We start from the raw sequence: 14,562 nt of genomic DNA on the forward strand, positions 1-14,562 counted from the left end.
GTAATGGCAAAGTTAGAGAATAATAACGAAAATGAGCATAAAAAATCGGTAGCTGAAAACTTAGGTGATCAGGTGCAGAAGACGGTTGATAATGTTCAGGAGACTGTGAAAGAGGCTTCTGAGCTTGCTTCTGATGCCATTCATCATCCGATAGATACCGCTCAGGAATTCGGAAAACAGGCTGCAAAAGATGTTGTCAGTTACTCTTGGTGGGCAAAACTTTTACTGATTCTTTTTTGGACAGTTCTTGGTATTGTAGCTTTTGTTTTTATTGCGATTAATCTTCCGGTAACTAAAAGATGGGCTGCAGATCAGGCTTTGCAGATTGTCAACAGAGATTTCAAAGCAAAAATGTCTACCGAAAGTGTAGAAGTAGATTTCTTTGGAGACGTTACGATCAAAGGTTTAAGAATTAAGGATTATAAAGATTTAGACTTCATTAAGGCAAGAGAGTTCAAAGCCAATTCAGATTGGTTTTCTTTGGCTACGAATGTTGGCAAAAACAATTCATTAAGTTTTAACGGCTTACGCCTTATCGATGCGGATATAAAAGTGATTACCTATAAAGGTGACAGTATTTCAAACTTCATCCGTTTTACTCAATTATTTGACAGTGGGAAGAAAAAAGATCCGACGAAACCGCCGTTTCAGCTAAATTCAAGATTGGAGATTTTAAATTCAAAAGTTTCTATCGTTAATCAGAATTCGCCCGGTGAGCCCGGAAAATGGCTTACAGCAACCAATGTCAATCTGATAGCTCCAAAATTGAAAGTTAACGGTGTGAATATTAATGCGACCATCAATAATTTTACATTCACGACTAAAAGATGGGGAAAAGCGCATTTTGTAGATACTTTTTCTACTGATTTCTCCATGACTGAAGATTATCTTTTTCTGAAAGATTTAACCTTAAATACCGATCATTCACTTCTTCAGGGTGATATTAAATTTAATTTAAATAAAGGTTCGTGGGCAGATTTTACCAATAAGGTGAAATGGGATATGAATCTTAAGCTGGGAAGTCAGTTGAGCGGTTATGATATCTCTTATTTTGTCACCAATTGGGATAATTTTGTTCCGTTCAATATCAGCGGAAAAATGACAGGTCCGTTAAATCAATTTAGGTTAGATAATTTCCTGATTAGAAATCCTTCGGTAAATATTGCCACGCAAAAAATGAACATTACCAATCTGTTGAAAGGTAATTTCTTAATTGAAACCAATAATCTTTCCGCAGATTTCACCTACAAAGATCTGAAAGCGATGATGCCGAATTTCATTTCAATCAAAATGAAAAACTTCGCAGATGATTTCGGAAAATTAAAATACAACGGAGACGTAAAAGTTACTCCAAAACAAGTTTATGTATCTTCAGGAAACCTGATGACGGGAATCGGACAGGCAAAAATTACCAATTTTTCACTGACAGATTTCAGCACGACGATGCCTAAATATAAAGGCTATGCAGAAGTACGAGATTTAAATACCTCGGTGATTACCAAAAGTAAAACAGTGGGTCTTATTTCAGGAAAATTCAATATTGACGGGCAAAGTTTTGATGTCAATACGATGAAAATCAGAACAAAATCTCAGATTTCGAGCATTGAGATCATGAACAAAGAAATCAATAATCTGAATCTGGACGGTCTGCTTGATCATAGAAAATACAATGGTTTAATTACCGTAAATGATGAACAGGCAAAAGCTACCGTAAAAGGTTTGATTGATTTCAGCACAAAAAGAATTTCCGCAAATGTTGATGCCAATGTTACGCATCTGAATATGAATTATTTCACCGATAAACCGGGAAGTCAGATTATAAGCGGTCAAGTCAATGGGAAAATGTCGATGACGAATCTGAACGATTTAAATCTTGATGTTGAAGCCAATAATATCAATTTTGCAACGGCAGCTCAACGCTATCAGATTCCGAATGCTAAAGTGAAAACTTTCATTGAAAGCGGAAATCGGGTGATCGATGTCAATGCTCCGGGCGCAGTGGATGGTAAAATTTCAGGACGATATAATCTTGCTGATTTAGCTGGAATGGTAGAAAACGGCTTAGGTAAAATTTTAGTCGGTCCGCCACCAAGAAAACTGTACCGCGGACAGAATTTTATGATGAACTTCGATGTTCAGCAAGGTTTGGTGAGCTATTTTATGCCAGATTTAAAACTTCCTCAAGGCGCAACGGTGGAAGGCGAGTATGATGGGAATTCAAATAATTTAATTCTAAATCTTGATGCCGCTTCTCTGAAATATGTGATGACCAAAAAAGAGGAAATCACCGATGCGGACATGGCTTTGGCAGATGCAAACCCAGCTTATACGGTCAATCCAAGAGAGGTGATTACCAGAGACAGTGCCTTAGTCGATAGTGTCATCGTGAGAATCAATACTGCAAATCTTGACCAGCAGTTATATGCAAAAATTAAAAGGGTAGAATACAATAAAAATATCCTCAAAGATATCCTTCTTACAGGGAAAAACGAAAATAACTCGACGCTCAGAATCGCAACCAGCTTCCAACATGGAAGTCCGGAAGATGAGTTGGATGATAATCTGAAGAATTATGCAATTAATTTTAATCAGTCAACAAATCCGGCGGGAGATTATATCTTCAGATTTGAGCCGACTGAAGTTAATTTCAATAATGTAAAATGGTCGATTGATACGAGTCCTGAGCTTGATCATTACATTAGTTATCGTAAGAAAACACAAGATTTTGAAGTCAGAAATCTTAAGATTTATTCAGATAACAGTTCTTTATTGATTAATGAATCGATATTTAAATCTGCGAAAGATTTCTATGTGGATGCTGAAGTTCAGGATTTTGCGATAGAAAAGCTTTTGGAGATGCAGGCAGGCGGAAACCCGATGGATATTAAAGGTTTGGCCAACGGAAGTGTGAAAATCAAAATGGATAAAAGCACGTTGCAGCCATTGGTTGATTTAACGGTTGATGATATTATGATGAACGGAAATGATATGGGTGACCTTACCATTTCTGCGGTCAACGGATTTTCTTTAAATGTATATGATGTCGATGTAAAAGTAACATCAGCAGGTGTGATTGGAAATAATAATCTTCACCTAACGGGTACGGTTAATAACAATACACCATCTCCAACAATCGATTTGGTTACTGAATTGAGAGATTTCGATTTAGCATTTACCCAACAGTTTGTACAAACCATTTTTGGAAATTTAAGAGGAAAAGCAACCGGAGATTTAAAAATAAACGGAACGCTTAAAAATCTTGATTATAGTGGCGACATTGCTTTAAAGGAATTTGGTTTAAAACTATTGTTCACGGGAGTTGATTATTCTTTTGACGATACAGTGATTCCGCTTTCTAAAGGTTTGGCGATTTTGAACAATATTGGAGTACATGACGGAAGAACCAATTCACAAGGAACAATTTCCGGGGCGATTCAGTTTGAAACTTTATCATCGATGGGGGTCAACCTGGTAATGAGAGCCGATAATTTATTAATGCTGAATACCACTCAGAAAGAATATGATCTTTTCTGGGGAAGAGTTTATGGTCAGGGAGATTTATACGTCGACGGTCCGGTTTCTGCATTAAATTTATCAACTCCAAATATGAAAGCATTGAACGGAAGTACATTTACTTTCAATTCAAGTTCAACTTCAAATGTTGAAGAATTTAAAATGCTGAGGTTCCTGAAAGAGGGAAAAGACGGTCTGGTAACTTTAGAAGAGAAGAAAAAATCCGGAGCCAATATGAATATCGATTTCAGTCTTGATGTTGATAAAGGAACTACGGTAAACGTTCTGGTGGGTGATGATGTCGGAAATATTACGGTAAAAGGGATTGCTGATGATTTGAGATTCCAGATGGGAAGACAGGGTGCCATTGCAATGAACGGATCTTATATGGTGGATAGTGGAACGTTTGTGTCTAAAGCAATCTTAAACAGGACTTTCCAGATTCAGAAAAACAGCAGCATACGCTGGGACGGTGATGCGATGAAGCCGATGCTAGATATTACAGCAAATTATGTGAGAATGGTTTCTAATGCAGGGGAGTATCTGAACATGGGTCAGTTGCAGCCAATCAGTATTCTTCTGCAGGCAAATATCACCAATACTTTAAGTGATCCTAAAATAGCACTGAATGTTACTGCGCTTGATGTATCGAGTCAGGTAAAAGAAACTTTAGCAGCAAGGATAAACCAGACAGAAGGAGAGAATGTTTTGCAGTTTGGTTCTATCTTACTATTAAACAGTTTTAATGTTTCCAATACAGGGAATTTAAATTTTGATGCGGCTGGCGTAGCAGAATCTTCGGGTTACAATATGTTGCTTAAACAATTAGGGTCAGTGCTTAATACAATGAGTAATGAATTTCAGATTGATTTAAATTATGTAAAAGCTGATCAGAATTCAAATTTGGGTGACCGTGCTAATGCTGGAGTGAGTTTTGATCTTTCACCAAGAGTTACCGTGAAAACCGGATTGGGTATTCCTTTAAATAAAACAGATGCTACAGAAACCAACTATCTCTCCGGAGAAGGAAGTATAGAGTATGATATTTCTAAAAAGAATGACGGGACTTTACTTCTAAGAGGGTACTCTAAACCAACCAATATCGGAATGGGTGTTGGGACGGTTGGCACCAACGGTTCTGCAAATCAGGCGTATGGTGGTGGTATTGTATGGAGTAAAAGCTTCAATTCTTTCTTTAAAAAGAAGAGAAAAGATAAAAAACAGCCTCCTGCTAGTAAGGAAATAAAAACAGATTCCGTAAAATCAACGGTTAAATAATCTGAATCCTTGAATGATTTTTATCATCCGTGTTAATTATTGTTAATGTTTGATATATTTTTTTTAGTTAATATATTTTTCTTAATTTTGTAAAAAATTTATCGATTTTTTAGGAAAAATATAATTTCACTAATATGAACTATCAACTGGACGAAATAGACAAGAAAATTCTTGATTTCTTAGTAGAAAACACAAGAATGCCTTTTACAGAAATTGCAAAACAGATGGACGTATCTGCAGGAACAATTCATGTAAGAGTGAAGAAAATGGAAGATGCAGGTATTATTTTAGGATCATCTCTTAATTTAGATTATGGTAAGTTAGATTACCACTTTACAGCTTTTATCGGAATCCTTTTAACAAAATCAAACCGCACTCAAGAGGTTTTGAAGGAGTTAGGAACCATTCCAAACGTAGTAGAAGCAAGCGTAATCTCTGGAAAATACAACATTTTCTGTAAGGTAAAAGCTAAAAATACTGAAGACGCTAAAAAGATTATTTATCAGATCGACGACATCCAGGATGTGATGAGAACTGAGAGTATGATCTCAATGGAAGAGTTTTTGAGCGATAAAAACAGATTGATCAATGCGATCTCGATTTAATCAAATTTTAGACGATATAAATACCAAAGAACTTATGAAGTAATTCATAAGTTCTTTATTTTTGCACTATGGAAAAGGAATATAAAGAATACAGTTATTTTGATGAAGATCCGAAAAAAGGATGGGGTTTTATTTTGGCATTGGCGTCTCTGCTTTTATTTACTTTCATGGGAATCGGGCTCGATTTTGACGAGTATCTGCAACACGAAACCCTGAATATTCCTTCAGGATATTTTTATTTTATTTTCTCAATCGATATTTTAATGATTGCAGGAATTGTGCTCATGTTTTTTTACAGAAAAATAGGCATCATTCTTTTTCCGGTGATGCTTGTTCTGCATTTCTTTATGCACAATTATTATTTGTCTACGTTCTTGTATTCAGACGTTACCAATCTTTTCCTTTTTACAGGTTTTGGAATGCTGGCCATTATTCCGAAGTGGAAGTTTTTTAGATAATTAATTTTAAAATATTTATTACAAAAAAAATCCACTGAATATTCGGTGGATTAGTTATTTACAGTGAAATTTTATCTTTTAATAACACTCTTATTCCATTTTAAATGAGTTGTTGTTTTCTGTTGTATAAAACGTTTTCTTACTTCATTTAAAGTTGCAGAAAAGCGATATTCCTGAGAGTAGGGTGCTTTATCTGAGGAAACATAATGATTAAACGTTACTGTTTTTGAGCCATTGATTGCTACTCCTTCTCCATGGAAAATGGGGGTTACTAATTTTCCATTTTTGCTTCGGTCTTTATTTGAAAATAATATTCTGCTGTTTTTTGCTCCAATAAATCTTGGGTCAATGCCGCTTTCCATTTCGTACATTTCGCATTGGCTTCCGAACGGTCCATATTCGAAAACCTTATTTTCGCTCCCAACTTTGATTGCTGGATTGTATGATTTTGTCACTTTAAAAGTATTTGGAGAAATAAAATAACCTTCTACTGCCGTATTTAATGTTGGGTCAAAATTATCTAAAAGTTGATTAAACGGCGTGTGAACCGGTGAACAAGCTTTGGCAGAATCCGTTCCCATTAAGATAAAGATGATTCCAAGTAGTACGGGTAATAATTTTTTCATGTTTTTGTATTGAATATTTTTATTCACTAAAAATAGAACAGCAATTACCAAACCAAGTATTTCTCCATCATTACAATCTGTAGCTTCCGGTATATGCAAAACAAAAAACACGCCCGAAAGCGTGTTTTAAATATGATTTCAAAGAAATTTATTTATCTAAAATTCTTTTCACAGCATCAATGACAGCTGCAGAATCGATTTTATATTTTTTCATTAATTCGGCAGGAGTTGCAGATTCTCCGAAAGTATCATTTACTGCAACAAATTCTTGTCTTGTAGGTCTTTTTCTAGCCAACATTCCTGCTACTGATTCTCCTAAACCACCTAAGTAATTATGTTCTTCAGCAGTAACAATTTTACCAGTTTTTTCAACAGATTTTAAGATAATTTCCTCATCCAATGGTTTAATTGTGTGGATGTTGATTACTTCACAAGAGATGCCTTCTTTTTCAAGCTCTTCTGCCGCAACCAAAGATTCCCAAACCAAGTGACCCGTTGCAACAATCGTTACATCTGTTCCTTCTTGCAAGAGGATCCCTTTTCCGATTTCAAAAGGCATATCTTCAGGAATAAAAACTGGCACTACCGGTCTTCCGAATCTTAAGTAAACAGGACCTTCAAAGTCAGCAATCGCTAAAGTTGCAGCTTTTGTCTGATTGTAGTCACAAGTGTTGATTACGGTCATTCCCGGAAGCATTTTCATCATTCCAATATCTTCCAAAACCTGGTGTGTTGCACCGTCTTCACCCAAAGTAAGACCTGCGTGAGAAGCACAGATTTTTACATTTTTATTGGAGTATGCAATCGACTGACGAATTTGGTCATACACTCTTGAAGTAGAGAAGTTAGCAAAAGTTCCCGTAAAAGGAATTTTTCCTGTGATGCTCAAACCTGCAGCCAATCCCATCATGTTAGCTTCTGCGATACCAACCTGATAAAATCTTTCAGGAGCTTTTTCGATGAATTTTTCCATTTTCAAAGAACCGATAAGGTCTGCGCAAAGTGCTACAACATTAGGATTTTTATCAGCCAATTCAGCTAATCCAGCCCCAAATCCTGAACGTGTATCTTTTTTTTCTGTATATGTATATTTCATTTTGAATTTAAAGATTATAATATTTAAAGATTGAATAATTACTTATTTCTAATTATTCATTAATAATAATTAATAGTCAGCTGGAGCTTCTAAGTATAATTGTTTGAAAGCCGTATCCAACTGCTCGTCATTTGGAGCTTTACCATGCCAAGCGTGAGTTCCCATCATGTAATCAACACCGTTACCCATAATTGTGTGAAGGATGATTGCAACTGGTTTTCCGTTTCCTGTTTCTGCTTTTGCTCTTTCAAGAATAGCAATTACGGCCTCAAGGTCGTTACCGTTTTTCTCTTCCAAAACGATCCATCCGAAAGCTTCTAATTTTGCATGAAGATTTCCTAATGAAAGTACATTTTCTGTGCTTCCGTCAATCTGTTGTCCGTTATAATCAATTGTAGAGATCACATTATCTACTTTTTTAGCTGCAGCATACATCAAAGCTTCCCAAACTTGACCTTCCTGCAATTCTCCGTCACCATGAAGGGTATATACCAAAGAATTGTCACCGTCTAATTTTTTACCCTGAGCAACACCAAGTGCCACAGAAAGTCCCTGACCTAAAGATCCTGAAGCGACTCTAATCCCTTCCAAACCTTCATGAGTGGTTGGGTGACCTTGTAATCTTGAATTTAATTTTCTGAAAGTCTTCAACTCATCTACCGGAAAGAAACCAAATCTTGCCAAAGTAGAATAGAAAACCGGTGAAATATGTCCGTTTGAAAGGTAGAAATGATCTTCGTTCTTACCTTCCATGGTGAATGGCAGTTTGTAGTTCAGAACTTTACCGTAAAGTGCAGTGAAGTACTCTGTACAGCCTAAACTTCCACCGGGATGCCCTGAATTGACAGCGTGAACCATTCTCAAAATGTCTCTTCTGATTTGTGTTGTAAGAGATTTCAGCTCTTCAATACTTTTACTCATATATTAGGATTTATTTATTAGAATTGATACATGCGAATTTACGATTTTTTGTCGGCTTACGGAAATGGAAAAATCCGGAGTTTGAGTTCTAGATTTTGTTATTTACTTTGTCAAAATTTATAATTTTTGACAAAGTTTTGAATTATCGTGATAATGTATTTGCTTTAACCAAAAAATTAAAAAGATCGATTATTTTTTTACTATTGAAATTATTTTCCAATGTAGACTTCTTAGGTATTTCTCAGTTGATAGTTTGTTGTTTTTTTTGATAAAGAGAATGGTTTTGTGTGTGCTCAACCTTGTCAAGGTTTTAAACCTTGACAAGGTTCATATCGCCCAAAATTAAAACTGATAATCTGTTTCTTTTTGATGGCATATTATGAAATTTTCTCTATCCTCAAACATTTCAATAACCTCATTTCTTTTTAATGAGGTTAAGGAATTGCTTAGAATTGTTTTGTAAGAAGAATACTTATAGTTTTGAAAACCTCCCGAATTGGGATTCTGATGGATATAAATAATACATTGTCTTAAATAATCTTCAGAAGTAATCAGTTTTCTTTTAAAAGGCGATTCAATCAATGAGCCGTGACGGTTATTTTCTTTGTTAAATGCCTGCGAATAAGAATTAAATATCTTTGCGAACTGTTTTGAAAATGAATTTTGAGAAGCATGTAATCCTTTTTCAAAATGTTTTTCTTTGTGAATTTTAATTTCGTTTAAATCTTTATCATCCTTAATTTTGACTAGCAAATGAAAATGGTTTGGCATTAAACAGTATGCATAAATGTCAGAAACAGTCAAAAGATTTTCTTTAAGTTTATTTAGAAAAAATTGATAGTTTCTTTCAGTTTTAAATATGACTTCTCCATTAATTCCACGGTTGTAAATGTGATAAAAGTAATCAGCCTCTATGGGAGTAATTCTAATATCCATTGTGTTTTTATTTTTTTAACTTTGATTACACTAAGTTTTTTAGTGATTTTTTTACAGATTCTGATTAACCATGTCAAGGTTTTAAACCTTGACATGGTTAGGAACAGTGCAAAGTTTAATATCGTACAAACTTAAACCAACTTCAAATAATTCTTATTCTTCACCAGCCACAACCCAATAAACGTCAGCAAACCATTTAAAATAATCAGTTCCACACCAATTCTGTAATCGGAGTAAGTGGTTACAAAATAATTAATTAGATAAGTAATAACCGGTGCTAAAAGCGTCACCGCAAGAATTGAATATTTTTTTGAAATTTTAAATTTGGTAAATATTCCGAAAGCGAAAAGCCCTAAAAGTGGTCCGTATGTATAACCTGCAATTTCCATGATAAGGTAAACAATCGACTTGTCATTCATCGCCTTGAAAACCATAATTAAAATAAAGAAAACCACCGTGAATGTCAAGTGAATTTTCATACGAAGATGCTTCTTTTGCTTTTCTGTTCTGGTTTTGTCTTCATTTAAATTTAATAAATCTACACAATAAGAACTTGTCACTGCCGTCAATGCGCCATCTGCAGAAGGGAATAGAGCTGAAATCAATCCGATAATAAAAATGACAGAAATCGTCATCGGAAAATACCCATTCAATGATAAAGCCGGGAATAAATCGTCTCCCATGATGTTTTTCACATTTCCTGCTGCATCTTTGAATCCGAAAACATTAGAAACAAATTCTTTTCCGTCTACAATGCTAGTTACTTCAGAATATCCTGCGCCATTTTGCAAGGCAAAAAGATAAAGCAAACCTCCTAAAAACAAGAAGGCAAGATTCACAAAAAGTAATGTTCCTGCAAAAGTCAACATATTTTTCTTGGAGTTTTTCAGGTTATCAACCGAAATATTTTTCTGCATCATTTCCTGATCCAAACCTGTCATAGCGATGGTAATGAAGATTCCACCCAAAATGGTTTTCAGAAAAAATGTCTTGGAATTCGGATCGAAATTGATAAAATGGGTATAGTTTTTCTGCTCTAATATCGTGTAGGCTTCGCCAAAAGATAGATTTAAATTAGATAAAATATAAACGATACATGCAATTAAACTGATGATCATAAATGATGTCTGCAAGGTATCAGTAATGACAATTGTTTTCACTCCGCCTTCAAAAGTGTATAGAAGTACCATTAATAAAAGTACCAAAGCCGTGACCCAAAACGGAACGCCCAAACCTTCCAATAAAAATATCTGTAAAACATTGACAACAAGATATAATCTTGCCGTTGCGCCAATCGCTCGTGAAACAATGAAAAATACCGAACCGATTTTATGAGCTTCAACATTGAATCTTCTGCCTAAATAGGTATAAATCGAGGTCAGATTCATCTTGTAATAGAGTGGAAGAAGTACCGCTGCCACAATAAAATATCCGATGAAAAAACCAATCACCATCATGTAATATTCAAAACCTCCAAAAATATATTCGCTACCGGTCATTTTTCCCACAGTTCCCGGAACAGAAATGAATGTTACGCCACTCAAGCTGGTACCAATCATTCCGAAGGCTACAAGCCACCATTTACTTTTTTTATTTCCGATGAAAAATGATTGATTGTCAGAATTTCGGCTTGTAAAATACGAGATTACCAAAAGGCCTACGAAATAAACAAATACAAACAGCAAAAGGACAGTTCCTGGATTCATGCTAAGATTTTAAATTTTAGCAAATATAGTTTTTTTTGTTTCTGTTGAAAAAGAAAAACCTTTCAGCGAGATTTCGTGAAAGGTTTTTAAGATTTTAAATCTGATTGTAATACTACAAAACGTCTCTCAAATCTTCATTTTTTTGAAAAGTAGCTTTTGCGAACGGGCAAAGCGGAATGATTTTTTTGTTGTTTTCTCTTGCAAATTCTACAGCTTTGATCAGCATTTCTTTTCCAACACCTTTTCCGTTGTAAGCATCTTCTACTTCGGTGTGATCGATGATTAATCTGTCTTCACCAGCCCAGGTGTAGGTCATTAATCCCGCTCTGTTTCCGTCGATTACAGCTTCAAAGCTTCCGTGTTTTTCGTCGTTGTTTTGTTTTACTTCTATCATATTTATGAAAATTTGGTTTGAATTTCTATTTCGTTAAGTAATATTTTGTGTACCGGACAAGCGTCTGCGATGGTATGAAGTCTTTTCAGTTGCTCATCGCTCAGATTGCTTCCTTCAAAACTAACATTTCTTTTAAAAATAGCCAATTTTGTCAGCGGGAAATTTTCCAGTTCTACTTCTACGTCGATTTTTTCAACGTTCCATTCTTTTCTGTCAATGTACATTCTTAAAGTCGCCGCAGTACAACTTGCTAAAGACGTAGCCAGAATTTCAAAAGGATTAAAGCCTTTGTTTTGTCCGCCCTTATCAACGGGTTCATCAGTAATCAGAGTGTTTTCACCTGCGACAACTTCTGTGTAGTATTTTGTTTTGCCTAAACTTGCTTTTACGATTACAGCCATTATTTTTCAATATTTAATTCGTAAGTCAATGCACCGGAAGGACATTGATTGATTTGATTTTGTAGTTCATCAGAAGTTGCATTTTCTGCTTTTATCCAAGGTCTATCTTTAGGATTATAAACTTTTGGAAGCATTTTTACACAAACTCCTGCGTGAATACACTTCTTAGGTTGCCAGATTACATTAATGTTACCATTAGAATATTTATGTGTTTCCATGACTTAGGATTTAGTTTGATTTTTAAAGTTTTCAATTTTATCATTAAGATCTTTCAGCATTTCAGGATTGATGACACCACTTTCTAAATCAAAATTTTCATAAAATTTAGGTAATGAGAAAGTTTCTTTCACGTCTGCTGCAAATTGCGGGAAGAAAGTTTTTGCTGTATTCATTACATTTCCACCACCGAAACCACCGGGTGAAGTGCTCATTAAAAGCATCGGTTTATTCTGGAAAACTTTCACATTGATTCTTGATGCCCAATCGAAAACATTCTTAAAAGCTGCAGAATAAGAGCGGTTATGCTCTGCCAAAGAACAGATGATCACATCGCAATCTTCAATCTGCTTCAAAAAGTTATGTGCTCCGTCAGGAAAACCTTTCTTTTCACGATCAACGGAAAAAACAGGCATATCGAAATCGTTGAGGTCAATTAAATTAATTTCGTTTTCTTCAAAACTTTTCAGAACAAATTTTACCAGTTCTCTGTTGATGGATGTGGAAGATGTACTTCCTGCAAATGCGAGTATTTTCATGTTTATTTATTGTTAAATTATCAAAAAGGATATTCCTGAATTGATTATTTCTTCACTGAATCTTCTTTTACCTTTTCTAAATAATCTTCTTCCAGATTTTTGAGCCTTTTAAAATAATTTTCTTTATCCATAAACAATTTTGGATTGTAGGGATCTCCTTCTTTTCGTTTCTTATGAAGGTCAAACTGGCTTGCGTGTGAGGTAACCCATAGATCAAAATCTATTTTTTTCATGTCTTCAAAAGTCTGTGCATAATCTTTTTGAATGGTAGGGTAGTTCTTTACATCCGAAAATTTATGGTCAATAATGATCGAAGGTAAATTGGCAATCAAAACTTTGTAAATTTTATTTCCATCTTTGGTTTCAAGCAAAAAACTGCATGATCCTTTTGTGTGACCCGGATGGTGAAGCAATGTTAACACCGTATTTCCTAATTTTATTTTAGCCTTGTTTTTTAAGAGAAAATCAGGATTTACAGGTTCAAAAGTGACTCCGTATTTTCCCATTTCATGGTCAGATTTTCCGCCACTTTTAAGCTCTGTTGCATCTTTTTCGTCTACATAAAGTTTTGCGCCGGTTTCTTTTTTTATCTGAGCCATTGCACCCATATGATCAAAATGAGCCTGTGTTAAGGTCAGGATCTTAATGTCTTTATATTTAAAACCGAGCTTTTCGATATTTCTTTTAATAGTAGTATAAGAATCTGCCAAACCTGTGTTGATAAGAATATTGCCTTTATCAGTTACAATAAAGTATGAGGCAAGGTCATAGGTTCCTACATAGTACAAATTTCCAACGATTTTGAAAGACTCATAGTCTTTTGACCATTCAGAAGGATTGTTTTTAGGCTCTGTGACGGCTGTCTGTGCAATCCCAAAAAAAGATGTACATAATAAGAATAAAACTACAAGGTTTTTCATTTATAAAGATTGGTTTAGCTATTAAAATGAGGTTTATTTTCTGTTCAAAATTGCTTTCGGCAACGGAACATATTCTTTGTCATCTCCTGGAATTAGCGGAAAAGCTTCGTGATTCTGGTCATTCCAGTCTACTTTTGCTTTGTCTATTGCTTCTTTGTCTGAATTGACAAAATTCCAGAAAATGAAACGTTCTTCGTCAAAAGGTTCACCTCCAAAAAGATAAACGGTGGCATTTTCACTCATTTCAAACTCACAAAGCTTGGTGTTTTTGGCAATCAATAGCTGTTTTGAACCATAAGAATTATCTTCAATATTGACTGTTCCGTCTAAAACATACATTGCAGCTTCTCCGTAAAGATCTTGTCCGATGCTGATTTTCTGTGCAGTCTTGGTTTTAATTTCAATAAAAAATAATTTACTGTGCACAGGAACCGGAGATTTTTTTCCGAAAGCTTCCCCTGCTATGAGTTTATACTGAACTTCACCTTCCTCCCAAACCGGAAGTTCGGTGGCTTCGATGTGATGGAAAGTAGGCTCTGTTTGCTCCAAATGTTTTGGAAGTCCCACCCAAATCTGAAATCCGTGAAGTTTTTTATCTGTTGTTCTTAAATATTCGGGAGTTCTTTCTGAGTGTACAACGCCTTTTCCGGCGGTCATCCAGTTTACGGCTCCGGGTTTTATTTCAAGTGCGCTTCCTATGCTGTCTCTGTGAAAAATTGATCCTTCAAGCAGATAAGTTAGTGTGGAAAGACCGATGTGAGGGTGTGCAGCAACATCAAGATTCTGATAATCTTTCAGCTCGGCAGGTCCCATGTGATCGATAAAAACGAAAGGTCCGACTGCTCTTTTTTCACGGAAAGGCAATAATCTTCCGACTAAAAAATTTCCGATATCTGCTGATTTTTCTTCTATGATAAGTCCGATATTTGACATAATGATTGTGATTTTAGCTT

14 protein-coding genes are annotated in these 14,562 nt (G+C 35.2%); 3 read left to right on the top strand and 11 right to left on the bottom strand.

Translation table 11 applies throughout. From position 1 onward, the window contains the following. Window positions 1-3 precede the first annotated feature (3 nt). The 3 genes from LNP04_RS15490 to LNP04_RS15500 all read left to right on the top strand — a co-directional run bounded on the left by LNP04_RS15490 (window position 4) and on the right by LNP04_RS15500 (window position 5,854). The gene (locus LNP04_RS15490) at window positions 4-4,791 is read left to right on the top strand and encodes a translocation/assembly module TamB (RefSeq protein WP_229983805.1); all 4,788 of its coding nucleotides are present in this window, start codon (window positions 4-6) and stop codon (window positions 4,789-4,791) included. A 134-nt stretch (window positions 4,792-4,925) separates the two neighbouring features. Beyond that, a complete protein-coding gene (locus LNP04_RS15495) occupies window positions 4,926-5,396 on the top strand; it encodes an Lrp/AsnC family transcriptional regulator (protein ID WP_047446659.1) in 471 nt (156 codons plus the stop codon). Between the two features lie 68 nt (window positions 5,397-5,464). Next, window positions 5,465-5,854 carry a hypothetical protein gene (locus LNP04_RS15500; RefSeq protein ID WP_229983806.1) on the top strand — a complete coding sequence of 130 codons (390 nt, stop codon included), beginning with the start codon at window positions 5,465-5,467 and terminating at the stop codon, window positions 5,852-5,854. 71 nt (window positions 5,855-5,925) lie between these two features. On the opposite strand, the gene LNP04_RS15505 is transcribed toward LNP04_RS15500, so the two are convergent. The 11 genes from LNP04_RS15505 to LNP04_RS15555 all read right to left on the bottom strand — a co-directional run bounded on the left by LNP04_RS15505 (window position 5,926) and on the right by LNP04_RS15555 (window position 14,542). Next, the gene (locus LNP04_RS15505; RefSeq protein ID WP_229983807.1) at window positions 5,926-6,480 is read right to left on the bottom strand and encodes a hypothetical protein; all 555 of its coding nucleotides are present in this window, start codon (window positions 6,478-6,480) and stop codon (window positions 5,926-5,928) included. Window positions 6,481-6,628: 148 nt separating this feature from the next. Next, window positions 6,629-7,576 (bottom strand): transketolase family protein, encoded by a 948-nt coding sequence (locus tag LNP04_RS15510; RefSeq protein ID WP_229983808.1) that lies wholly within the window; start codon window positions 7,574-7,576, stop codon window positions 6,629-6,631. 69 nt (window positions 7,577-7,645) lie between these two features. Continuing rightward, window positions 7,646-8,497 (bottom strand): transketolase, encoded by an 852-nt coding sequence (locus LNP04_RS15515; protein WP_229983809.1) that lies wholly within the window; start codon window positions 8,495-8,497, stop codon window positions 7,646-7,648. Between the two features lie 342 nt (window positions 8,498-8,839). Further along, a complete protein-coding gene (locus tag LNP04_RS15520; protein ID WP_229983810.1) occupies window positions 8,840-9,433 on the bottom strand; it encodes a transposase in 594 nt (197 codons plus the stop codon). Between the two features lie 131 nt (window positions 9,434-9,564). Beyond that, a complete protein-coding gene (locus LNP04_RS15525; protein WP_229983811.1) occupies window positions 9,565-11,139 on the bottom strand; it encodes a sodium:solute symporter in 1,575 nt (524 codons plus the stop codon). Between the two features lie 112 nt (window positions 11,140-11,251). After that, a complete protein-coding gene (locus LNP04_RS15530) occupies window positions 11,252-11,533 on the bottom strand; it encodes a GNAT family N-acetyltransferase (RefSeq protein ID WP_229983812.1) in 282 nt (93 codons plus the stop codon). A 2-nt stretch (window positions 11,534-11,535) separates the two neighbouring features. Next, window positions 11,536-11,934 carry an OsmC family protein gene (locus LNP04_RS15535; protein WP_229983813.1) on the bottom strand — a complete coding sequence of 133 codons (399 nt, stop codon included), beginning with the start codon at window positions 11,932-11,934 and terminating at the stop codon, window positions 11,536-11,538. Next, entirely contained in the window at window positions 11,934-12,152 is a 219-nt protein-coding gene (locus LNP04_RS15540) for a (4Fe-4S)-binding protein (RefSeq protein ID WP_229983814.1), read from the bottom strand. The genes LNP04_RS15535 and LNP04_RS15540 overlap by 1 nt, the downstream gene beginning before the upstream one ends. A 3-nt stretch (window positions 12,153-12,155) precedes the next feature. Next, a complete protein-coding gene (locus LNP04_RS15545; RefSeq protein WP_229983815.1) occupies window positions 12,156-12,689 on the bottom strand; it encodes an NADPH-dependent FMN reductase in 534 nt (177 codons plus the stop codon). A gap of 44 nt (window positions 12,690-12,733) precedes the next feature. Further along, the gene (bla, locus tag LNP04_RS15550; protein WP_229983816.1) at window positions 12,734-13,609 is read right to left on the bottom strand and encodes a subclass B3 metallo-beta-lactamase; all 876 of its coding nucleotides are present in this window, start codon (window positions 13,607-13,609) and stop codon (window positions 12,734-12,736) included. Window positions 13,610-13,642: 33 nt separating this feature from the next. Beyond that, window positions 13,643-14,542, bottom strand: a complete 900-nt coding sequence (locus tag LNP04_RS15555; RefSeq protein WP_229983817.1) for a pirin family protein — start codon at window positions 14,540-14,542, stop codon at window positions 13,643-13,645. Between the last annotated feature and the right edge of the window lie 20 nt (window positions 14,543-14,562).

The sequence above is a fragment of the Chryseobacterium sp. C-71 genome, assembly GCF_020911865.1.
Taxonomy (GTDB): Bacteria; Bacteroidota; Bacteroidia; order Flavobacteriales; family Weeksellaceae; genus Chryseobacterium.